At 72.6% G+C, this 22,392-nt stretch carries 18 protein-coding genes; 13 read left to right on the top strand and 5 right to left on the bottom strand.

The genetic code is table 11. The annotated features are described in order from the left end of the window. Positions 1–416: 416 nt before the first annotated feature. Positions 417–953 (bottom strand): helix-turn-helix domain-containing protein, encoded by a 537-nt coding sequence (locus tag ACFXKZ_RS41220; protein WP_078980568.1) that lies wholly within the window; start codon positions 951–953, stop codon positions 417–419. A gap of 487 nt (positions 954–1,440) precedes the next feature. On the opposite strand from ACFXKZ_RS41220, the gene ACFXKZ_RS41215 reads away from it, so the two are divergent. The 10 genes from ACFXKZ_RS41215 to ACFXKZ_RS41170 all read left to right on the top strand — a co-directional run bounded on the left by ACFXKZ_RS41215 (position 1,441) and on the right by ACFXKZ_RS41170 (position 13,016). Further along, entirely contained in the window at positions 1,441–3,111 is a 1,671-nt protein-coding gene (locus tag ACFXKZ_RS41215; RefSeq protein ID WP_380009468.1) for an ABC transporter substrate-binding protein, read from the top strand. A 109-nt stretch (positions 3,112–3,220) separates the two neighbouring features. Next, positions 3,221–4,216 (top strand): ABC transporter permease, encoded by a 996-nt coding sequence (locus tag ACFXKZ_RS41210; RefSeq protein WP_380009465.1) that lies wholly within the window; start codon positions 3,221–3,223, stop codon positions 4,214–4,216. After that, the gene (locus ACFXKZ_RS41205) at positions 4,213–5,133 is read left to right on the top strand and encodes an ABC transporter permease (RefSeq protein WP_380009462.1); all 921 of its coding nucleotides are present in this window, start codon (positions 4,213–4,215) and stop codon (positions 5,131–5,133) included. Before ACFXKZ_RS41210 ends, ACFXKZ_RS41205 begins: the two co-directional genes overlap by 4 nt. 17 nt (positions 5,134–5,150) lie before the next feature. After that, positions 5,151–6,206: an ABC transporter ATP-binding protein gene (locus ACFXKZ_RS41200; RefSeq protein WP_380009459.1), complete on the top strand. Its 1,056-nt coding sequence runs from the start codon at positions 5,151–5,153 to the stop codon at positions 6,204–6,206. Beyond that, the gene (locus tag ACFXKZ_RS41195; RefSeq protein ID WP_380009456.1) at positions 6,203–7,204 is read left to right on the top strand and encodes an ABC transporter ATP-binding protein; all 1,002 of its coding nucleotides are present in this window, start codon (positions 6,203–6,205) and stop codon (positions 7,202–7,204) included. Before ACFXKZ_RS41200 ends, ACFXKZ_RS41195 begins: the two co-directional genes overlap by 4 nt. Next, on the top strand, positions 7,201–8,394 hold the full coding sequence (locus tag ACFXKZ_RS41190; RefSeq protein ID WP_380009453.1) for an amidohydrolase family protein: 1,194 nt from the start codon (positions 7,201–7,203) through the stop codon (positions 8,392–8,394). The genes ACFXKZ_RS41195 and ACFXKZ_RS41190 overlap by 4 nt, the downstream gene beginning before the upstream one ends. A 46-nt stretch (positions 8,395–8,440) precedes the next feature. Then, complete coding sequence (locus tag ACFXKZ_RS41185) at positions 8,441–8,887, top strand: DUF4440 domain-containing protein (protein ID WP_380009450.1); 447 nt, start codon at positions 8,441–8,443, stop codon at positions 8,885–8,887. A 189-nt stretch (positions 8,888–9,076) separates the two neighbouring features. After that, positions 9,077–9,463 (top strand): ArsR/SmtB family transcription factor, encoded by a 387-nt coding sequence (locus ACFXKZ_RS41180; protein ID WP_380009447.1) that lies wholly within the window; start codon positions 9,077–9,079, stop codon positions 9,461–9,463. A gap of 29 nt (positions 9,464–9,492) precedes the next feature. Further along, complete coding sequence (locus ACFXKZ_RS41175) at positions 9,493–10,713, top strand: malic enzyme-like protein (RefSeq protein WP_380009444.1); 1,221 nt, start codon at positions 9,493–9,495, stop codon at positions 10,711–10,713. Positions 10,714–10,889: 176 nt separating this feature from the next. Continuing rightward, positions 10,890–13,016, top strand: a complete 2,127-nt coding sequence (locus tag ACFXKZ_RS41170) for a hypothetical protein (RefSeq protein WP_380009441.1) — start codon at positions 10,890–10,892, stop codon at positions 13,014–13,016. Between the two features lie 78 nt (positions 13,017–13,094). Here ACFXKZ_RS41170 and ACFXKZ_RS41165 read toward each other — a convergent pair whose 3' ends face one another. Further along, positions 13,095–14,801 carry a hypothetical protein gene (locus ACFXKZ_RS41165; protein ID WP_380009438.1) on the bottom strand — a complete coding sequence of 569 codons (1,707 nt, stop codon included), beginning with the start codon at positions 14,799–14,801 and terminating at the stop codon, positions 13,095–13,097. Between the two features lie 297 nt (positions 14,802–15,098). Here ACFXKZ_RS41165 and ACFXKZ_RS41160 point away from each other — a divergent pair, with 297 nt between their 5' ends. Next, positions 15,099–16,304: an alpha/beta fold hydrolase gene (locus ACFXKZ_RS41160; protein ID WP_380009435.1), complete on the top strand. Its 1,206-nt coding sequence runs from the start codon at positions 15,099–15,101 to the stop codon at positions 16,302–16,304. A gap of 25 nt (positions 16,305–16,329) precedes the next feature. On the opposite strand, the gene ACFXKZ_RS41155 is transcribed toward ACFXKZ_RS41160, so the two are convergent. Then, positions 16,330–18,819, bottom strand: coding sequence for a hypothetical protein (locus tag ACFXKZ_RS41155; RefSeq protein WP_380009432.1), 2,490 nt, complete (start codon positions 18,817–18,819; stop codon positions 16,330–16,332). A 526-nt stretch (positions 18,820–19,345) separates the two neighbouring features. Between ACFXKZ_RS41155 and ACFXKZ_RS41150 the strand changes: the two genes are divergently transcribed. After that, positions 19,346–19,561, top strand: a complete 216-nt coding sequence (locus ACFXKZ_RS41150; RefSeq protein ID WP_380009429.1) for a DUF4287 domain-containing protein — start codon at positions 19,346–19,348, stop codon at positions 19,559–19,561. Between the two features lie 22 nt (positions 19,562–19,583). Here ACFXKZ_RS41150 and ACFXKZ_RS41145 read toward each other — a convergent pair whose 3' ends face one another. Next, positions 19,584–20,183, bottom strand: coding sequence for a helix-turn-helix domain-containing protein (locus ACFXKZ_RS41145; RefSeq protein WP_380009426.1), 600 nt, complete (start codon positions 20,181–20,183; stop codon positions 19,584–19,586). A gap of 80 nt (positions 20,184–20,263) precedes the next feature. Here ACFXKZ_RS41145 and ACFXKZ_RS41140 point away from each other — a divergent pair, with 80 nt between their 5' ends. Further along, positions 20,264–21,283, top strand: a complete 1,020-nt coding sequence (locus ACFXKZ_RS41140) for an NAD(P)/FAD-dependent oxidoreductase (protein WP_380009423.1) — start codon at positions 20,264–20,266, stop codon at positions 21,281–21,283. Between the two features lie 28 nt (positions 21,284–21,311). Here the strand turns inward: ACFXKZ_RS41140 and ACFXKZ_RS41135 are convergent, their stop codons facing one another. Next, positions 21,312–22,259: a helix-turn-helix domain-containing protein gene (locus ACFXKZ_RS41135; RefSeq protein ID WP_380009420.1), complete on the bottom strand. Its 948-nt coding sequence runs from the start codon at positions 22,257–22,259 to the stop codon at positions 21,312–21,314. Positions 22,260–22,392: the final 133 nt, after the last annotated feature.

The following is a 22,392-nucleotide window of genomic DNA, read 5'->3' as shown; positions in this document are numbered from 1 at the left end:
CACAAACCCGGGATCCGACACACACGGGCCGTTCGGCACCGGTGGGCCTGGTACGTGCGCTCCGGCCGTACGGCGCGGTCGGCCGGCGCGTCCGGGGTGTGGGGGAGCGACCACACCCCGGACGCGCAGACCGACCGCGCCGCGCGAAACGGAACCCGCGCCGTGGCGACGCGACGCCCGCACGTCGCGGGCCGTCGAGCGGACCCGTGCCTACGGCGACGGGTGTACCCGCGGGCTGTACGGCGCGGGCGACACCCATGCCGTACCACCTCGGGAGCACCCGAAGCCGTGCCGGCCCGAGAACCGCGCCGCGCTACGCCAACGGGTGTACCCGCGACCACCGGTCCGCCGGGACCGCCCGCCGCGCTACGGCGTGGGAAGTACCCGCGTTCCGGTGCCTCGGGCGCACCCGCGCCTCACGGCATGGGCGGCGTGACCGCGACCAGTAGCCGTGCCGGGGCGTCGGAGTTGTTGACGAACCGGTGCGGCAGACGCGAGTCGAACGTGATCGCGTCGCCCTCGTGCAGGTGGTGGACGCGACCGTCCACCTCGACGTCGAGTTCTCCGGCGAGTACCGTGGCGCATTCCGTGGAGGGATGGCTGTACGGCTCGTCGGAGGAGGCCTGGCCCGGCTCGATGTCCGCTTCCAGCACTTCCAGATCACCCGTTCCGGGGGTGAGCCTGGAGTAGGTGATGTGCTGACGGGCGGCACCGAGCCGCATGCGCCGCTCACGCGTGGTGACAGCCACGCGCGGTACGTCGGGGTCGTCGAACAGGGTGGCGATGGAGGTGTCGAAGACGCGGGCGAGCTTGCGCAACGTGCTCAGGCTCGGTTCCGCGGCGCCGTTCTCCAACTGGCTGAGCATGCCCGCGGAAATACCGGCTGCGGCGGCCAACTGACGCAAGGTCAGATCGTGCGCCTGCCGTAGTTCGCGCAGTCGGTCACCCAGCATGTCCGATCCCGTTCGCTTCGCTGCCGAGTACCCTCGACTCGTGGATCCTGGCTTGTGCTATCGACTTGTTCAACGTGATTGAACGCTTCGGGGCGAAGATAAGCACGGTGCTGATCCCCCGTCAAGATCGATTGGCTCGGTGTGGGGGTGAAGCACGCCCTCCCGGCGTACCGCGAGCGAAGTACGCGTCGGCGAAAGCGGGTTCGCCGCTCCCCGGTCGCCGCTGTCGGCATTTGTCCCCGACAACGCCTGTGAGCAGTCATCGAGCAGCCGGCGAGCAGTCATCAAAGCGTTATCAAAGCGGAGAATGATCGCTCCATGTGGATCCTTGATCACCAAACATAAATTTTTGGTCCCACATGTCGAGATGTGGAAAAAAGTCATTGACCACCACCTCGACCCGCGCCTACTTTCGAGCCCACCGTTCAGCCAGATCAAACACTCGGTTCCGTCATCGGCCGATCGGGTGCCTTGAGAAAGGTGCGCCATGCAGGGCAATCAAGCCATCGGGGACAACAGCGGCAGCACGACCGCGGGCAGGTCGGCAGGCAGCAGATCCGCCCGCCGCCGGGCCGTGCGACGCGCCGCCGCGCCCGTCGCGGTCACCGTGGCCGCCGCCATGATGCTCGCCGCGTGCGGCGGCGCGAAGAAGAACACCGACGACAAGGGCGGAGGCGGCGGAGGCACCCTCGTGGTCGACACCTCCTTCAGCCTCAAGACCGCCGACCCGGGCCGAACCTTCGAGCCCACCGGCATCATGGTCACCCGGCCCGTCTACGACACGCTGCTCACCTTCGCCAACGGCGACGTGACCAAGCCCGTGCCGTTGCTCGCCTCCTCCTACGAGGCCTCGCCCGACGCGAAGACCTTCACCTTCCCGCTGCGCTCGGAGGCCAAGTTCTCCGACGGCACCCCGGTCACCGCGAAGGATGTCGTCTTCTCCTTCAACCGGGTCAAGAACCTCAAGGGCAACCCGGCCTTCCTGCTGGACGGCGTGACCGCCACCGCCAAGGACGAGCACACGGTGGTGCTGACCACCGCGGCCGCCGACCCCGCGCTGCCCTTCCGCATCGCGACCCCGGCGCTCGGCGTGGTCAACTCCAAGACCGTGGCCGCGCACGGGGGTTCCGACGCGGCCGGCGCCGACCAGGGCGACAAGGCCGAGCAGTTCCTCAACGGCGACTCGCAGGGCAGCGGTCCGTACAAGATCACCAAGTACGACGTGTCCACCGAGGTCATCCTCACCCGCAACGAGAACTACTGGGGCGCCAAGCCCAAGTACGCCAAGGTCGTGGTGCGCAACGTGCCCGCGAACACCCAGCAGTTGAACGTGCTCAGCGGCGAGAGCCAGATCTCCCTCGACATGTCGCCCGACCAGGCGGTCAAGGTCAAGGGCCAGGCCCAGGTGCTGCAACAGCCCACGCCCACCACCGCGTTCCTGTTCACGAACGACAACCCGGCGATCTCGCCGACCACCTCCAACAAGGACTTCCAGGAAGCCGTGCGCTACGGCCTGGACTACAAGAGCCTGTTGGACGTGGCCGGCGCCGGATCCGCCCAGGCGGCCGGGATCGTGCCCAGCTTCTTCACCGGCGCGCTCGACCCGGGCAAGGCCGTCCAGCGCGATGTCCCGCGCGCCAAGGCCGCGTTGGCCAAGGCCGGGCTGAACAACCCGAGCGTCGACCTGTACTACGCGTCCGACGTGACGATCAACGGCATCAACTTCGGCGACCTCGCCGCCCGGGTGCAGGCCAACCTCAAGGAGGTCGGCATCAACATCAACCTCAAGCCGGCCCCCACCCAGACCGCGCTCGACTCGTACCGCAACGGCTCCGAGGCGATGGGCCTGTGGTGGTGGCAGGCCGACTACCCGGACGCCAGCGACTACCTCGCCTTCACCCCCGGCGAGCTGGTCAGCCTGCGCGCCGGCTGGAAGGCCGAGGCCAACCCCGAGGTGTCCGGCCTGGCGCAGAAGGCCAAGACGGCCACGTCCGACGCGGAACGCGTGACGGCCTACAAGCAGTTGCAGGAGTCGATGAACAAGACCGGCCCCTTCATGCCGCTGCTCCAGCCCGCCCAGGTGATCGCCGCGAACAACTCGGTCAAGAACCTGCGCTACAACCCGATCTGGTACATCGATGTCGACAAGCTCGGCTGATCCCACCGCCCGACCCGGCACGCCCCGGCCGGCCGCATCCCCCACGGGGGGTGCGGCCCCCGGGCCCCGGGCCGCGCGCGGCTCCCACCCCTTCGCCAGGTTCGTCCTGGTGCGCCTGTCCATCGGTCTGCTGCTGTGCGTGGGCATCACCGTCCTGGCCTTCGTGCTGACCCACTCCGTGCCCGGCGACCCCGTCGCCGCGAACCTCGGCGACCGGGCCCAGAACGACCCGGCCGCGGTCGCCGCGTTCAAGGAGAAGAACGGGCTCAACGACTCGCTGCCCTCGCAATACTTCACCTACCTGGGCAACCTGCTGCACGGCGACATGGGCACCTCCCAGCAGACCCACCGGCCCGTCTGGGACGACCTGGCCGACAAGGTCCCCGCCAGCATCGAACTCGCCCTGTTCGCCATCGTGTTGGCCCTGGTGATCGGCGTCGGTCTGGGCATCGTCGCCGCCGTCACCCGCAACGGGTGGCCGGACCGGGTGATCCGGGTGGTCAGCCTCGCGGGCGTGTCCATGCCGGTCTTCTGGCTCGCCCAAGTCGCCTTCTACCTCTTCTCGTTCAAGCTCGGCTGGATCCAGGCAGGCGGTCGGCTCTCCCCCGGCGCGATCCCCCCGGACGAGATCACCGGCCTGTACACGCTCGACTCGCTCCTGGTCGGCGACACCGGGACCTTCGGTGAGGCCTTCTCCCGGATGATCCTGCCCGCCTGCGTACTGGCCGCCTTCAACATCGGCGTACTCACCCGCTTCACCCGCGCCGCCGTACTCGAAGCCCTCGGCAACGACTACGTGCGCGCCGCCCGGGCCAAGGGACTTCCCGAGAGCACGGTCATCCGTCGGCACGTGTTGCGCCCCGCGCTCACCTCGATCCTGACCGTCGCCGGACTCACCTTCGGTGGCATGCTCGCCGGCACCGTGCTCGTCGAGAACGTGCTGTCCTGGCCGGGGCTGGGCCAGTACGCCTACAAGAGCGCGCTCAACCTGGACCTGCCGTCCATCATGGGCGTCTGCCTGTTCGTCGCGGTCGTCTACGTCGTGATCAACCTCCTCGTGGACCTGCTCTACGGGGTCATCGACCCGAGGATTCGCCTCTCGTGAACGCCACGCGCCTGTTCCTCGGCGATCGGCTCGGAGCCGACCGCACCCCCAGCCCGGACGACGACGCCCCCCGGCGCAAGCCCCGGCGCGCCGGGAAGTCGCCCTGGCGCAGCCCGTTGGCCGTCACCGGCCTCGCCATCATCGGCGTCTTCCTCTTCGCCGCCGTATTCGCCTCGCTGATCTCCCCCGAGGACCCCCTCGCGCAGAAGTGGCCCAAGTACCAATCCCCCTCCGGGGACCACTGGTTCGGCACCGACCAACTCGGCCGCGACATCCTGTCCCGGGTCATCCACGGCACCCGGATCTCGCTGCCGCTGGCGCTGCTCCTGGTGGTCCTGGCGATGGTCATCGGTACCGTCCTGGGCGCGGTCGCCGGATACTTCGGCGGCTGGATCGACATGGTCGTCATGCGCTGCGCCGACCTGGTGCTCGCCTTCCCGGCGATCATCCTGGCCATGGCCGTGGTCGCCGCGCTCGGGCCGAACCTGACGAACGCCGTCCTCGCCGTGGTGATCGTCAGCTGGCCGACCTACGCCCGCGTGGTGCGCGGCCTGGTACTGACGCTGCGGCAATCGGACTTCGTCCAGGCCGACCGACTCCTCGGCGCCTCCGGATGGCGCGTACTCGCCGTGGACCTGCGGCCCAACCTGGCCGGGCCGGTCGCCGTGCTCGCCGCGCTCGACCTGGGCAACGCGGTACTGCTGCTGTCCGGACTGTCCTTCCTCGGCCTGGGCGCGCAACCGCCCGCCGCCGAGTGGGGCGCCATGGTCAACGCCGGATCGGCGAACTTCGACGCGTGGTGGGTCGCGGTCTTCCCCGGCGCGGCCATCCTGCTCTCGGTGCTCGCCTTCAACTTCCTGGGCGACACCCTGCGCGACGCGCTCGACCCACGTACGGCCCGGGCGATTCGAAAGTGACTCCGAAAGTGACGGAGATGAACGAGAACCCCGCTTCGACGCCCGCCGCCTCGACCCGCGAGAAGTCGATATCCGGCGCGGAACCCGTGCTGGCGATTCGCGATCTGGTCGTCGAACTGCCCGGCCCCGACGGGAGTCCGCTGCGCGCCATCGACGGCGTCGACCTCACGGTCGGGCGCGGCGAGATCGTCGGCCTCGCCGGCGAGAGCGGCTCCGGCAAGACGATGACCGCGCTCGCCCTGCTCGGCCTGCTGCCGCAGGGCGGCACCGCCGCCGGGCGGATGCTCGTCGAGGGCGACGACGTCCTGAAGATGACCCCGCGTCAGGTCCGCGACCTGCGCGGCAACCGGGTCGCGATGGTCTTCCAGGACCCGATGACCTCGCTGCACCCGATGCTCAGCGTCGGCAAGCAGCTCACGGAACACCTGCGTCACCACAAGAAGTTGGACAAGCGCGCGGCCAACGCACGCGCGGTGGAACTGCTCACCACGGTGCGCATCCCCGACCCCGAACGGGCGCTCGGCCGCTACCCGCACCAGTTCTCCGGCGGCATGCGCCAGCGCATCGCGATCGCCATCGCGCTCGCCTGCGACCCGGCGCTGCTGCTCGCCGACGAGCCCACCACGGCGCTGGACGTCACCGTCCAGGCGGGCATCCTGCGCCTACTGGACCGACTGCGCCGGGAGAACGGCCTGTCCGTGCTGATCATCACGCACGACCTCGGCGTGATGTCCGCCCTCGCCGACCGGGTCAGCGTGATGTACGCGGGCCGCATCGTGGAGAGCGGGCCGCGCGCCGACGTGCTGCGCGAACCCCGACACCCGTACACCCGAGGCCTGTTGGACGCGCTGCCGCACCCGGACGGGGGCAACGCCGCGCTGGTGCCGATCGTCGGCTCGCCGCCCAAGCTCGGCCAGGCGCCCAGCGGTTGCGCGTTCCACCCGCGCTGCCCGCACGCCGTGGCCGCATGCGCCGAGGAGCGGCCGAACCTGCTCGCGCTGACCCCCACCCACGCCGGCGCCTGCCCGATCGACCCCCTGGCCGTCACCGCCTCGAAGGTGGGTACCCCATGACCGCGCTCTCCACCTCCAACCTCACCGTCACCAGCAAGGACGTCGGCCTGCGGCTGCACGACCTGTCCGTGACCTACCGCTCGCCGGGCCGCCCGCACGTGCGCGCGGTGGCCGGGGTGAGCCTGGCGGTGGCCCCGGGGCAGGTGGTCGGCCTGGTCGGCGAATCCGGCTGCGGCAAGTCGACCCTGGGCAAGGCCGCGGTCGGGCTGCTCAAGCCCGCCGGCGGCCGGGTCACCTTCAACGGCCGGGCGGTCGACACGCTGGGCCTCAAGCCGCGGCCGAGCGACCAGCGCGGCCTGCAGATGGTCTTCCAGGACCCCTACGCCTCGCTCAACCCGCGCCGCCGGATCGGCGAACAGATCTCCGACGCCGTGGTGTTGGCCGGCGGCACCCGCGAACGCGGTCGCGAGACCGCCCGCGAACTCCTCGAACGTGTCGGCCTGGCCGCCGAGTTCGACGACCGCTTCCCGCACGAGTTCTCCGGCGGGCAGCGCCAACGCATCGCCATCGCCCGGGTGTTGGCGGCCGAGCCGTCGTGCATCGTCGCCGACGAGCCGATCGCCGCCCTGGACGCCTCCGCGCAGGCGTCGGTGGCCAATCTGTTGCTCGACCTGGCCCGGGAGCGCAACGTCGGCCTGCTGTTCATCTCGCACGACCTGTCCATCGTGCGCCAGATCGCCGACACCGTCGCGGTGATGTACCTGGGCACCGTGGTCGAGAGCGGCCCCACCGCGCAGGTCTGGGACGACCCGCGCCACCCGTACAGCAAGGCGCTGATCTCCGCGGTGCCGCGCGCCGACGGCAGCGGCGAGTTGCCCGTCGACCTCCCCGGCGACGTCCCCGACCCCGCCTTCCCGCCCACCGGCTGCCGGTTCCACCCGCGCTGCCCGATCGCCACCGACGCGTGCGGGGTGGACGAGCCCGCACTGGTGGAATTCCTCCCGGAGCGCAGGGCCGCCTGCTCGATCCTCGCTCCCGCTCTCACGAAAGTCGGGTGACCGCACCCATGTGGTTGACCAACTGTCACGTCGTCGACGTCGTCACCGGCGAGGTCCTGCGCGATCGCAGCGTGCACATCGACAACGGTGTCATCGTCGAGGTGGCCGCCGCCGCGCCGGCGGACGCGGACGTCCACGACCTGGGCGGGCGGCACCTGCTCCCCGGGCTGATCACGTGCCACTCGCACATGTCGATCGTCTTCCCCTTCTCCGAGACGCGCGAGGACGAGCCGGCCGAGTTGACCGCGTTCCGCGCCGCCCAGCGGGCCGCCGACGCGCTGCACGCCGGGGTGACCACGATGCGGTGCGTGCACGAGCAGAACCGGATCGACTTCGTGCTGCGCGAGGCGCGCGCCCGGGGCTTCATCCGCGCCCCGCGCGTCTTCGGCGCCGGTCGTGCGCTGTCCACGCCGGGCGGCCACGGCGAGGGCTCGGACTGCGTCTACGTCAAGGGCGCGGACGCCTTCTACCACGCGGCCATCGGCGAACTGGAAGCCGGCGCCGACCACATCAAGATCTTCATCAACTCCGGCCTGGCCCGCGAGGGCGAGGACTTCGAACACGCCGAGATGACCGACGCGGAGATCGCCGCCACGGTCAAGGCGGCCGACGAGCACGGCGCCTACGTGGTCGCGCACGCCGGCGAGTCCGCCGCGATCCGCCAGGCCGTCGAACTGGGCGTGCGCTCGTTCGAGCACATCTACGCCCTCGACGCGGAGACCGCGCGCCTGCTCGCCGAGCGCGAAGCGTTCGTCACCCCGACGCTGTGCGTGACCAACTCGCTGGGCTGGATGCGGGACAACCACTTCGACGAGGGCTCCGTCGTCAACGCCAAGAACGCCATCGCGCCGCACCAGGAGAGCTTCCGGCGCGCGGTCGAGGCGGGCGTACAGGTGGTCAACGGCACCGACGTGCCACCCGGCGACCGGGTCGACGGGGTGTCCGCCGTCGTGCACGAGATGTACCTGATGGCCAAGGGCGGCCTGGACAACCTGCGCGTGCTCCAAGCGGCCACCGTCACCGCGGCCCGGCTGATCCGGGCCGAGGACCGGCTCGGACGCATCGCCCCCGGCTACGCGGCCGACCTGATCGCCGTCGACGGCGACCCGCTGAGCGACCTCGGCGCGATGGGCCGGATGTCCTTCGTGATGCTGGAGGGCGAGGTCGTCCGCGAGGACGTACCGGTCTGACCTCCCGCGTGCCGCCCGACCGCCCTCTCCGATAGGACCCGCATCGATGACCACCCCTTCCACCTCCCGCGACGCCCACCGCCCCGCCGGGTCGGCCGAGGACCGCGCCGCCGTGTGGAGCGCCCTGCTCGACATCTACGCCGGCTTCACGGCCGGCGACCGGGAGCGGATCGACCGCCGGATCCACCCCGAGGCCACCATCTGGGACTCGGCCGCCCCCGAACTCCTCTTCGGCCGCGTCGATCTGGACCGCATCCGGGCCGAGCGCCCGGTCGGCCCCGACGCCCCGGTGGTCACCGGGATCCACGCGAGCGACGAGGTGATCGACATCTGGGACGACACCGCCCTCGCCCGCTACAACCTGCGCGTCGACTTCGCCCCCGCCGCCGACGGCACCGTCCTGCCCTCGGAACACATCCGCAACACCGCCGTGGCCCGCCGCTTCCCCCAGGGCTGGCTCGTCGTCCACAACCACGAGGACGTCCTCGGGTAACAACCCCGCACACCCGGCCCGGGTAACCCCGCCGCCCGGCCCGGACGGCCTCCGCCGCCCGAGCCGGGCGGCGGGGCTGCGGTGGGACTTGCTAAGGTGTGCGATTGCTCAATCCGCGCAGATGCGAGGAGCATGCCTCGGCGTGCGCCGGTTTCGGCCGGGCACGGCGCGCGGGAAGGACGTGGAGCGGTGAGCACACCCCTGTACGAAATGAAGGCCGAGTTCTTCAAGACGCTCGGTCATCCCGCCCGCATCCGGGTGTTGGAACTGCTCAGCGAGCGCGAGTACGCGGTCGCCGAGATGTTGCCCGAGGTCGGCATCGAAGCCTCGCGGCTGTCCCAGCAGCTGGCCGTGCTGCGGCGGGCGAACCTGGTGGCGGTCAGCCGCCGCGAGGGCTCGACCGTCTACTACACGCTGACCAGTCCGCGGGTGGCCGACCTGCTCGCGGTCGCGCGCGGGATCCTGACCGGGCTGCTCACCGACCAGGTGGGCCTGCTCGAAGACCTGCGTGCGACGACGCCGGGGGCGTCCGCGGCCACCGCCGCGGCCGATGGGGCCGGGAGCTCGCCGTGCTGAGCCGGGGGCGGGGCGACGCGGAACGGCCCGTGCCCAATCCCGCCTACAGCGTCCGGATCCACATCCCGCCCGACGCCGACGCGATCGTGGAGAGCGTGCTCGCCGACGCCCCCGGCACGGTCGCCCGCCGGGCGGACGAACCGGACGTGACCGGCGCGCGGCGAATCACCCTGGACGCCGACGGCCCGCGTACCCTCGCCTGGCTCACCCGCACCCTCGCGCACCGCCTGGGCGCCGACCTGCTGCACGCCCAGGACCCCGTCTTCACCACCGCCTCCACCGGCAAACTCACCCTGCGCGTATGCGCTGCCACCAGCACCGGACACGACGTCGCGCTCCTGGACGCGGACGCCGACCGCCGGGTCGTCTCGCACCTGGCCGCACACCCGGAACAGATCGACCGCTACACCGGACGCGGCCACCGCGTCGCGCTGATCAGCGACGCCAGCGCCGTCCTCGGCTTCGAGGAACTGCCCGCCGACGCGGTCCTGCCCGCCCTCGAATCGCAGGCCGTACACCTGCGCCGGGCCACCGGACTCGACGTCTTCCCGCTGCCCGTGGCCACTCCCGACGTCACCGACATCGCCCGCGCGGTACGCATCCTGGCCCCCGGCTTCGCCGCCGCGGTGCTGGTACACACCCGCCTGGACCGGGTCACCGTCACGCACGCCGCGCTCGGCCCGACCCCGCCGGTGCTGCTCCTGGACACGATCAACGACGGCCTCGCGCCGGCCACCGCCGCCGCCACGGTCAACGCCCTGGTCAACCGTGGCCTCAACCCGCTCTCCGCCCGGGTGATCGTGGTCGACCCCGCCGCCGGCGGCGACCTCGCCGGACTGCTGATCGCCTGCGGCATCGCCGACCTGACCCTGTTCGACCCGTTCACCCACCGTGCCGACGCGCTGCACACGATCGCCGACGGCGCCGATCTGATCGTCGACCTCACCGCCTTCGCCACCCCGCCCCCGGGCGTCCCGGTCCTGCGCGCCCGTCCCGACACCCCGCCCGCCTTCGGCGCCACCACCACCGGGCCACGCCCGCTGCACGCCCTCCCGGGCCTGCTCACCGCGGCCACCACCACCCGCCGTGCGATCACCGGCCACGCCCGGGTCGCCGCCGTGTACGCGCTGATCGAGAACACCCCGCGCAACGCGCTCCTGCCCCCCACCGACCAACCCGGACTCACCGCCGTGGTCGCCGCGGCGGCCACCCGGGCGCTCGACAACGACCCGGACCGGGACCGGGGCTGACGCCGGGATCGGGGTCGAGACCCCGTCGCGGCGCCCCTTCGGTCACCCGCAGGCATGATCCGGTCGCGGTTCGGTGATGATTCGGGTGGTCGGGAATGGGCGTGTCCGGTGTCGGATCGGCGGGCGAACGGCCATCCTGGGGTCGGCGGGTCCGGTCGTTGCGGAGGAGACATCGGGTGGGTGATCGGGGCGAGGACACACGGGACACGACGGCCGAAGACGGCGGTCCCGGAAACGGGTTCGCCGACGGGGACGGCCATCGGGCGCCGCTCGGACGCGACTTCGGCGGTGTCGCCCTCGCGCCCGTGCCGACACGTCTGATCCCCCGACAGATCCCGCCCTCGCATCGCGACTTCGTCAACCGCGACGCCGAACTCCGAGCCCTCGAAGAGGTCCTGGCCGGCGGACTGCACGGTCCGGGTCCCGGCGTGGTCGCCCTCACCGGTCTGGGCGGCGTCGGCAAGACCGCGCTCGCCGCGCACTGGGCCGCGCGCGCCGCCGGCCGTTTTCCCGACGGACAGCTCTATGTCGACCTCGGCCAGAGCCGGTTCGAGGGCACGATCGACGTCGGCAGCGTGCTCGGCGCGTTCCTGCGCGACCTTGGCGTCGACGAGGCGTACATCCCGCCCACCCTGGCCGGGCGCGCCGCCACGTTCCGCTCCGCGACCGCCGGCCGCCGACTGCTCGTGTTCCTCGACAACGCCCGGCACGCCGCCGAGGTCCGCGCCCTGCTGCCCGCCTCCGGCATGGTCATCGCCACCAGCCGGACCCGCATCGACGGGCTGATCCTGGACGGCGCCCGCGCGGTGGTCCTGGACCCGCTGAGCGTCCCGGCCGGCACACTGCTGATCCGCCGCTGGTTGGGCGCCGGCCGCGCCGCCGACGGCGAACTGGCCGAACTGGTGCGGCTGTGCGGGGGACTCCCGCTGGCGCTGCGCGCGGTGGGCGCGCGCCTGATCCGGCGCCGCCGGCTGAGCGTGGACCGCGTGCTGACCGAACTCGCCGACGCGGAGCACGGGTTGGACGCCCTGGCCAACCACGAGGGGGTGCACGTGGAACGGGTCTTCGACGCCGTCTACGACAGCTTCTCGCCGGCGGCCCAACGGCTGTATCGCATGCTCGCCGCCCACCCCGGCCCCACCTTCACCCCGGCCCTGGCCGCGGCGGCGACCGGCGAACCCGATGCAGCCGCACACCTGGACGAACTCGTCGACGCCCACCTGGTCGAGGAGATCGACCCCGACGGCACCGGCGAGGAGCGCCACCGCTTCCACGACCTGGCCCGCCTGCACGCCCGGCGGCACGCGCTGCGCGATCCGGAGCCGGAACGGGAGGCGGCGCTGCGCCGCATCGTGGCGTATCACCTGGTCGCCGCCGACACCGCCGATCGCCTCGTGCTCGGCTCCCGGCTCCGGCTCGGCGGCGACGCGAGTACGGCATCGGCCGCCACGCCGACCGCCCCGCGGTTCGCCGGGCGCGCCGAGGCGCTGGACTGGTTGGACGCCGAACGCGCCGACCTGCTCGCGGTGCTGCGGGCGGCGGCGAGCCGGGGGTGGCACGACGCGGTGTGGCGCCTGTGCGAGTCGTTGTGGGCGCTGTACCACAGTCGCAAGCACTACGCCGACTGGATCGAGAGCCATCAACTGGGCATCGTGGCCGCGCAGTGGGAGCGCCGACCCGACGCCGAGGTCCGGATGCGCAATCAACTCGCCCGCGCGTTCTACGAGTTGCGCGACCACGAGCGGGCCGAGACGGAACTGCGGCGGGCCGAGGAGCTGTTGCCGATCGTGTCCGACCCGCGCCTGAGCGGGGTGGTGTGGGAGACCCAGGGCCTGCTGCACCTCGCCCGGTCGAGTCCCGAGGACGCGGTGCGCTCGTTCTCCCGGGCCCGGGAGGCCAATGCCGGCGACGCGCACGGCATCGTGGTGCAGAGCTACAACCTCGGCGGAGCGCTGCTGGCCGCCGGTCGGCCGGACGAGGCGCTGCGGGTGCTGGACGAGGCGCTGGCCACGGCCGACGCGGCCGGCGACGAGGCGATGCGGCCGCGGATCGCCATCGTGCGCGGCCGGGTCCAGCACACGCTCGGCGCCACGGACCGGGCCGTCGCGAGCCTGACCGAGGCGGTGCGGACGGCCGCGCGGCTGGGGCAACACGTCAAGGAGGCCCAGGCGTTGGAGGCGCTGGTCGAGGTCGCGGTACACACGGGCGACGCCGCCCTGGAGCAACACGGCCGGGCCCGACTGGGCGTGCTGTACCGCGAACTGGGCGTGCCGGCGCCGGAGCCGGGGGCCGACCGGCCCTGACCGCCGGCCGGGCCCGAGCGGCAACCGCATCGGACTCGGACCTCGAACCCCCCCGAACCACCGCCGTGGCGACGCCGATCAGCCCCGGCTCGACCCCGACCCCGGCCCCGGGGTCTCCATGGTGAACGCGACCTCCACCTCCCGCTCGCCCGTGCGGATCCGGATGCCCTCGTGCAGCGTCGTGGGATGTCCGCCGGCCATCGCCCACAGATGCAGCGCACAGCCGAGCACCACGGGGTCCAGCCACGGCCGGTTCGTCCCCCACGCCCGCACGGTGGACGCCTCCAGCAGGATGCCGCCGCGCAGGCGCACCAGATGTCGGCCCTCGTCCAGCGCGGCCACCGCCACGCTCAGCCCCGGCAGTTCGTCCGCCGTCTCGGCCGCCCACGCGGGCGCGGCCGGTTCCGCGAACGGGTCGGTGCGTACCACCACTTCCGCGCCGGCCCGGCGCCGCAGGTCCACCTCGTCGGCGGTCACCGCGTAGAACCCCCGCGCCTCGTCGTGCCCGGGCAACACCGGGAACCGCCGGACTGTCACCGTCGCCTCGGCCGGCACCACCGAACCCACCACATCCCACAGGGTGGGACCGCCGCCGAACTCCGGGCGCGGATCGGCGACCGGCCGCACCACCGGCTCCTCGGCGGAGGGCGGCAGGCCGAGCTGTGCGTAGAGCAAATCCCGCAGCAGGCGCGGAGATTCGCCGATTGCCCCCAACGAGCGGGCGGTGATCGGGTGCAGCGCTCCCGGCTTGTGCTCCTCGGCGGTCCGGAGCAGCTGCGCGTACAGATCCCCGTCCGGGTCCAACCGGGGCGCCTCCCGGGCGAACGCGGCCGTGGGCGAGGCCGGATCGACCTCCCCCTCGCCGGTCGCCGCGAGCAGCGTCACCCGATCCAGGCCCGCGCCGTAGAACGACACCGAACCGTGGTCGCCGACCACCCAGTCGGCGGCGATCAGCGCGGCCTGCCAACCCCGTTCGGGCGGCACGATCAGCAACCCGGCGTCCAGCGCGTCGGCCAGGAGCCGGTCCCGCACGTTGAACGGCCCGTGATAGCTCCACACGTTCGGATGCAGCACCACCGCCACCACGAACTCGTCCACCGGCAGTTCGCCGATCAGCCGCAGCGGCAGCTCCGGATGCCGACCCAGCAGCGAATGCTCGCTCCAGGTCGAACTGACCACGACCAGCCGCCGGCCGTGCACCGCGCCGAACGGCTGCCGGTAGCGGCGCCGCCGGGACAGGCTGAGCACGATCCGGTGGAAGCACGGATCGCCGATCACCACCGAAACCGGCAGCGCCTCGGGGCACGTGCGGGCGAGCAACTCCCACTGCTCCTCGTGGGACAGCCCGATCGCGGCCGGGAACACCCGCCCGTCGTGGGTCAACTCCCGCCGGGACAACCCCGCCGGCGACTCGCCGTCCCCCGTCGACGCCGGTACCAGGCGGTTGTATCCGGCGCCGTGCGGCATCACCACCAGCGGCGCGTCCAGGTGCCGCATGTCCGCGTGGACCGCCGCCGCCACCGCGAGATCGAAGCGACGACTCGTCGCCTCGGCCCACGACAACACCCGCACACCGAGCGAACCCAGGTATTCCGGCAGCCCGTTGGCGAACGCCGAGCCGGGGTTGATGGTGAACGACACCTGGATGCCGTGCTCGGGACGCAGCAGGGGAAGCACGTCGAGCAGACGCGTGGCCGAGGTGAGCGTGCGGACGACGGCGAGCACTTCGAAGTCGGTCCGCAGGGTGCCCCAGCGGGAACCCTCGGGGCTATCGGATACCAGCAAAGGTCACTCCGGGCGACGACGCGCGTGAAGACGGGTGATCACGATGCTAGCCAAGTCCGCCCACCTTCCGGTTCACCGGACCCCGCCACGCCGAGCCGACCCGCCGCGCCGAGCCGAGTCGCCGCGCCGAGCCGAGTCGCCGCGCCGAGCCGAGTCGCTCCGGCGGCCGGGCGCGGGTGGCTTCGAGCCAAGTTTGGTCAAGTGGGCCTCGCCGGCGGGCGACGGTGTCCAGGATGACCCCATACGCGCCGCGCGCCGGCAGGGCGACCGGCACACCTCTCGGAAAGCGGGGTCGCGATGACCGCACCCGAACGGGTCGTACCGCCGGAGGGCGACGACTTCTACCTTCCACCCGTCCCGCTGCCGCCGGGGGAGTACGGGGACGTGATCCGATCCCGCCCGCTCACCGGCGTGGCCGCGCTCCGCTCGGCGAGCCACAACGAACTGGTGCTCTATCGTTCGGAAGCCGTCGACGGCACACCGATCGCGGTATCCGGCATCGTCGCGCTGCCGCCCGCGCCCGCGCCCGACGGCGGCTATCCACTGATCGGCTGGGCGCACGGCACCCTCGGACTGGGCGACAAGTGCGCGCCCTCGCGCGACAACGAGGAGATCGCGGCCGAACTCCCCGAGCACCACGAGATCAACCAGTCCCCGCACGTGCTGCTGAACGCGCTGCTCGAAGCCGGCTGGGCGGTCGCGATGACCGACTACGAGGGTATGGGTACACCCGGCCCGCATCCCTTCCTGCTGGGCCGATCAGAGGCGCACGGCGTGCTCGACCTGGTCCGCGCGGCGCGCCGGCTGTACCCGGTGATCTCCGACCGGTTCGCCCTCGTCGGCCACTCCCAGGGCGGCCAGGGAGCGCTGTTCGCCGCCCACCACGCCGATCGCATCCCGGAGTTCACCCTGCTCGGCGTGGCGGCCCTGGCCCCGGCCTCGCACATCGTCGAGGACCTGATCGCCGGAAGCGACTACGACGGCTACACCGGCGGCCTCGCCTTCACGCCCCTGCTGCTGACCGGCGCGATCATCGGTTCCCGGGCGGAGGCGACCGAGGAGCGGCCGGCCATCGACGCGCTGGAGGTGCTGAGCACCGAGGCGTACACGCTGTTCACCGCCTCCGCCGACCGATGCCGGGTCGAACTGTCCGCGTGCGAGGCGTGGGGCGGCATCAAGGGCAACGCCCAGTTCCGGGGGAGCCTCACCCAGGATCCCAATCCGCATCAGCGGGAGTTCCTGCGCCAGGTCGAACGCACCAATCCCGCCCTGACCATCCCGGTGCCGATCCGCGTCTCGCACGCGCAGCGGGACGAACGGGTCAAGATCGCGTACAGCACCAGACTGGTGGCCGAACTCGGCGAGTTGGGCAATAACATCGTCTACCGGATCCATGCGCGGGTCGCCGACGGCGGCAGCTTGGGGGCGCACTTCGGGCTGATCGAGACCGACGTCCCGGAACTGCTCGCCTGGCTGCGCGACCGGGAGCGGGCGAAGCACTGACCGGTGCCGGAGCGAGTGCCGGTGCCTACGTGCCGGTCGCCGCGCGGGCGGTGGACAGCAGTTCGCTCACCGTGCCGGTGAAGTCCGGCAACATCGCGTAGGCGGTCGTCCAGGCGTCGGGGCTGCCCGCCAGGTGGATGTCGACGAGCAGGTCCAATGCCTCGTCGACCGCCTGCGGGACGACGCCGTGCGGCGCGTCGGTCAACGTGCGCAGCACCATGCCGGCGGGGCGGCCGTGCCGGAGCCACTGCTCGGGGTCGACCGCGCCGTCGGTGAGTGCGTCCGTGATCAACCCGGGCCAATCGGCGGCGGATCGGCGCCGGCCGAGGAACGGGTACACGGCGCGCAGGAGATCGCGAGCGAGGGGCCACGCATGCCGTGCGAGTTCCGCCAGGTCGCAGTACTCGCCGGCGTGTTCGGCCAGTGCCCGGGTCGGTTCCTCGGGCAGGTCCGGCCGGACGTCGGCGAGTACTTCGAGCGCCTTGACGGAGAGCGGTTCGGCGCGGTGTGCGGCGAGGATCGTCGACCAGCCGGGGTCGGCGACGGTCTCCAGGAAGCCGCGTGCGCCCAGGCTCGGCAACAACGCGACCACGCCGCCCGCCCGGGCCCGTTCCTCCCAGTCGGTGATGGTTTCCGCCAGGAGCCGATCGGCATCGGCGGGTGTCGCCCGGTCCGCCCGGGCGACCACCCCGCTCGGGTCCGTGCCGAGGTTTTCCCGGACGTGGTCGGCGCCGTCCGGGTGCAGGGTGTTCTGGGCGAGCATGGCGGTGACGCGCGAGTCTCCGACGGCCAGTGCCGCGCGGTAGGCGTGCAGCGACTCGTGGACGGTTGCCCGGTAGTGGTCGCGATAGAGCCGGGACGGCCGGGCGGTCGGGTCTTCGACGGCGATGGCGATCAGTGTCCGGCGCAGCGCGGGCAGCCGGGCCGGGTCGCGCAGCAACCGCTCCCGAACCCGCGGCGACGTGCGCGGACGGGTGAAGATTCCCACGTCGATTGTGGGAGCGGCGGCGGCGAGCAGCGCGGCGTCGACGTCGGCGCCGCCGGGCCGGCCGTACAGATCGGCGGTGAACTCGGGCGGCAGATGGGCGGCGACGCGCGCGATCGTGTCCGGGGTGGTCTCGCGCAACAGTGCGCACAACGCGGCGTGGCGTTGCCGGCCGGAGTCGTGGCTGTAGGGCCGGAGGTAGTCGGCCCAGATCGGCGGGGCGGGGTCCGGGCCGTCGGCCGCCGCCGACGCCGCGTCGAGCAGATCGGGCAGGGTGCCGGGGTACTCCGGGCCGAGCCGGGCCAGGTGCAGCCACCCGGGGACGTCGTCACCGAGCCGGTCGCGGACGAGTCGGGCCAGTTCGGCGTCGACCAGCGCGAAACGCTCCCGCCGGCGTCGCTGCGTCGCCGGTCGCGCCGCGGCCTGGACGTAGTTCTCCAGGAACGCCCACGCCGGCGCGGCCTCGGCGACCAGGTCGGCCGCGGCCGGAGCGTCGGCGGTACGGGTGGGCTCGCACGCGTCCAACAGGGCGGCGGTGAGATCGCCGTCGTCCACGCCCTCGGCCGCGGGCCACCGCTCCAGCCGCGGCCGGCCGTCGGGGCCGACGCCGACCAGCGCCCGCAGCGCCGCGTGGTCGAGCCCGTACCGGCGTACGAGGCAGACCACGTCGTCGGAGAACAGGGGCGATCGGTGGTGGGCGTCGAGGACCGGGCCCCACGCGAAGGTGTGCGGGGCGACCATGACCCGGTTCACCGCCGGGGACAGACGTGAGCGCGACGGGTCCTCGATCGCTCGCAACCGCCGGACGAAGCCCTCCGGTCGGGCCGCGTCGAGGATGGTGGTCTCCACGTCGGCCCGGACCTTGGGCCGGTCGAGTGCCTCGCGCATCTGCCGGTGCAGTCCCCGATAGGCGCCGTCGAGATCGCGCGTCCACGGTCGCACGGCATCGGGTCCCTCCAGGTCCCACAGCCGCAGCAGGGCCAGGGCCCGTTCGGCGCGGGTGAGCCGACCGTCGGCGCCGAGCGTGTGCAGCGTGTGCCGGACCAGGTCGGGATCGGCCGCGACCACGGCGGGCGCGAGCACGGTGTACTCGGTCGTCGCGAGCAGGCGGGCCCGGAGCGCGGGATGCACGGGTACCGGTCCGACCGGCACGAGCCCGGCCGCCACCCGCTCGGTCGGCGGCAGGCATCCGGGTGGACCGCCGGCCAGGATCAGCCGGCACATCAGCGGCGAATCGGGTTGGTAGAGAAGGGCGTTCGTGTCCGGCTCGGCGCGGCGGTACAGGTCCCACAGCGGACTGTCGTAGCGGGTGAGGTGTCCCGGCTCGGCCCGGAACTCGAGATCGCCGGCCAGTACGATCCGGTCGATGTCGTCGCCGTGTGCGTACATCCAGTCCAGGAGGGCGTCGGGGCTGCCGAGTGCCCCGGCCACGAGCCGAGCGCGGGTCGGGGCGCCCAACCGCGCGGCCACCGCCTCCACTTCGGCGGCGTCGGCGTGGCACAACAAACGGATGAACGCCGCCTCCGCCATGCCGTGCCATTTCTCTCGTGCGCGCGTCCCCGGGCCGCCCGCCGACGTTACGCGCCATCCGTCGGGATACTCCACCCAATCATCCGCCGCCGGGCCGTCGCGGGCGGGGTCGCGCTCGGCCGCTTTGCGGCGCCCGCGCGAGGCATGAACACCCCTCGGGGCGGCCGGATTCCCCGAACGGGAGAGCACCCCGGACGGCCGGTGCGGCGGTGGAGTGGTGGCGCCGTCGGGCGGCCGGCTCCCGCGAACGGCGCGCCGATCCGACTCCGCGACCGCGACGCGGGAGTGGGGCAGTCCTGGATCGTGGAGAAGGACGGCGCGCCGCGCGCGATGGGGAAGCGCCCGGACGACCTGGGTGGACACCCCCGGGACGGGGTCGGGGGCAACTCCGGACCGTCCCGAAGCAGCCGCCCACCGCCGGTCGAACCGGGTGTGACCCGGATCTCCACGGCATATCGATGAGTTCCCGGGGGGCCGGCGGTCCTATCCTCGACGGCATCGGAACGACCGCGTGAGGAATACGGACATGAGCGACAAGCCGAAGGGCCCGGCGGCCTACTTTCCCTCGATCGAGGAGAAGTACGGTCGGCCGATCGAGGAGTGGCTGGGCCTGGTCCGCTCCTCGCCGCTGACCAAGCACATGGAGTTGGTGTCCTGGCTCAAGAGCGAGCATGGCCTGGGCCACGGTCACGCCAACGCGCTGGTCGCCCACGTGCGCGCCGAGCAGTCGACCGCCGGGTAGTCGTCGGTCGTCGTGCCGGGGATCAGGCGCTGCCCGGCGGCGTCGTGGTGGGGCGGGCACGCAGGTGGGCGCGCTCGCCCTGGGTGCCGAACAGGCTGAGGAATTCCACCGATCGGGCGTCGACCGCGTCGAACCAGTGCGGCACGCGGGTGTCGAACTCGGCCGCCTCGCCGGGCGTGAGCACCAGATCCTGCTCGCCCAGGATCAGCCGCAACCGCCCGTTGAGCACGTACAGCCACTCGTAGCCCTCGTGGGTCTGCGGGTCGGGCTCCCCGCGCAGGCCGCCGGCGGAGATGACCAGTTTGTACGCCTGGATGCCACCCGCCCGGCGGGTCAGCGGCACCATCGTCATGCCGAAGCGGGTGATCGGACGCAGATGGATGCGCGGGTCGCCGGTCGGCGGGGCGTCGACGAGTTCGTCGAGGGTGACCCCGTGTGCCCGGGCTAGCGGGAGCAGCAATTCGAGGTTGGGGCGGCGGGAGCCGGATTCCAGGCGGGACAGCGTGCTCACCGAGATGCCGGTGGCCGCCGCCAGGTCGCCCAGGGTGATCTTGCGGTCGCGGCGCAGCGCGCGCAGGCGTGGGCCGACGGCGGTGAGGGCGGAGTCGAGATCGTCGTCCATGCCGTCGAGTTTGCCATATCGGCAAGTAATGTTGCCGGAATTGTGGATGCGTCGCATGGTCGTAATCGGAGGTGGTCGCGATGACCGATCGGCTGATGGACGGCTATGACGTGGTGGTGATCGGTGGCGGTGCCGCCGGATTGAACGGGGCGCTGATGCTGGCCCGGGCGCGCCGCTCGGTGGTGGTGATCGACGCGGGCGCACCCCGCAACGCCCCGGCCGAGGGGGTGCACGGCCTGCTGGCCCGGGAGGGCATGCCACCGGCCGAACTGGTCGAGCGGGGCCGGGCGGAGGTGCGCGGATACGGGGGGCACGTGGTGACCGGCGAGGTGGACGCGGTGGCCCGGGAGGCCGACGGCTTCATGGTGGCGTTGGCCGACGGGCGTACCGTGCGGGCCCGGCGGCTCCTGGTCACCACCGGGCTGGTGGACGAACTGCCCGAGGTCTCCGGGCTGCGCGAGCGGTGGGGGCGGGACGTGCTGCACTGCCCGTACTGCCACGGCTGGGAGGTGCGCGACGGGGCGATCGGCGTGCTGGCGAGCGGGCCGCTGTCGATGCACCAGGTATTGCTGTTCCGGCAGTGGAGCGACGACATCACCTTCTTCCCGCACACCATGGCGCCGCCGACCGGGGAGGAGGCCGAGCAGTTGGCGGCCCGGGGGATCCGGGTGGTGGCCGGCGAGGTGGCATCGGTGGAGGTCGTCGACGACCGGCTGGTGGGTCTGCGGCTCGCGGACGGGACGCTGATCGAGCGCGACGCGCTGGCGGTGGCCACGCGGATGGTGGCACGCGCCGACTTCCTTGCCGGTCTCGGGCTGCGGGCGGTGGCGCATCCGTCGGGGGCGGGCGAGTACGTCCCCGCCGACCCGACCGGCCGCAGCGAGGTGCCCGGAGTTTGGCTCGCGGGCAACGTGACCGACCTGATGGCGCAGGTCGGCGCCGCGGCGGCCGGGGGCGCGGCGGCGGGCGCGCAGATCAACGCCGACCTGGTCGCCGAGGACACCCGGCGCGCGGTCGCCGCGTACCGGGACGTGTTCTCGGCCGCGAGCGAGGCGCGGGTGTGCGAGAAGGTGCTGGGGGAGCGTCGGCACGGCCTGTGACGCCGGGGGCGTCGGCACGGTGTGCCGGTCAGGGGCGTGGGTCCGGTAGCTCCTGCGGTGTGGGGTCGGTGCCCCAGCTGGCCAGCAGGCGCAGGTTTTCCGCGGCGATCGGGTCGGTCGGCACGTGGTGGATCGTCAGGCACTGTTCGGGGTCGTCGGGCAGGCGCAGGGTCTCGAACGGGAGGGTCAGCTCGCCGATCACGGGGTGGTGCAGACGCCGGCTGCCGTGACTTTGCTCCTGGACGTCGTGCCGGGCCCACAACCGGCGGAACTCCTCGCTCCCGGACGAGAGTTCGTCCACCAGCGCGGTGAGGCGCGGGTCGTCGGGATAGCAGCCGGCGTCCAGGCGCAGGGTGCCGACGACGTCCACCGCCTTCGATTCCCAGTCCACGAACAGGCGGCGGTACCCGGGGTTCAGGAAGACCAGCCGGCCCCAGTTGCGCTCCCGGTCCGGGAGTTCGTCCCAGTCGCCGAACAGGGCCGCCGCCGGGCGATTCCAGGCGAGGACGTCCAGCCGCCGACCGGTGACGTACGCGGGCATCGTGTCCATGGCGGTCAGCAGCGCCCGCAGGCCGGGCCGCACCTGCTGGCGCCGCGACGCGGTGTAGCGCCGGTGCGGCTGGTGCCGGCACTTGGACAGGTGGGTGAGGTGGGCGTGCTCGATCTCGGTCAGCCGCAGCGCCCGGGCGATGGCGTCGATCACCTCGGTCGACACGTTGTGGCCCTTGCCCTGTTCGAGCCGGGTCAGGTAGGCGACCGACACCCCGGCCAGCTGGGCCAACTCCTCACGGCGCAGCCCCGGTACGCGCCGGTGCCGCCCGGTGACCGGCAGCCCGACGTCCTCCGGGCCGAGCCGGGCCCGCCGGGTGCGCAGGAACTCGCCGATCCCGTCGCGCGGATCGATCGGCCGCCCGCCGCCGGGGCGCGCGGCCTCGTCCGTACCGATGCGATCGTGGACGCCGTTCGTGCCGTTCATGTCGTTCATTGTCCACGGCCGGGCGGGCGGGCGCGGGGCCGAGGCTGACCCTGGCAGTGGTAGGAACGGCGGTCCTGAGCGGAACGGAGGTCTGGCAGCGCGGGCCCGGGGCGGGCAGGGTCGAGTGCAGGTA

It is taken from the genome of Embleya sp. NPDC059237, assembly GCF_042754105.1.
Classification (GTDB): domain Bacteria; phylum Actinomycetota; class Actinomycetes; order Streptomycetales; family Streptomycetaceae; genus Embleya.
Note: the sequence above shows the minus strand (reverse complement) of the source record. Positions and strands in the feature narration are given on the sequence as shown.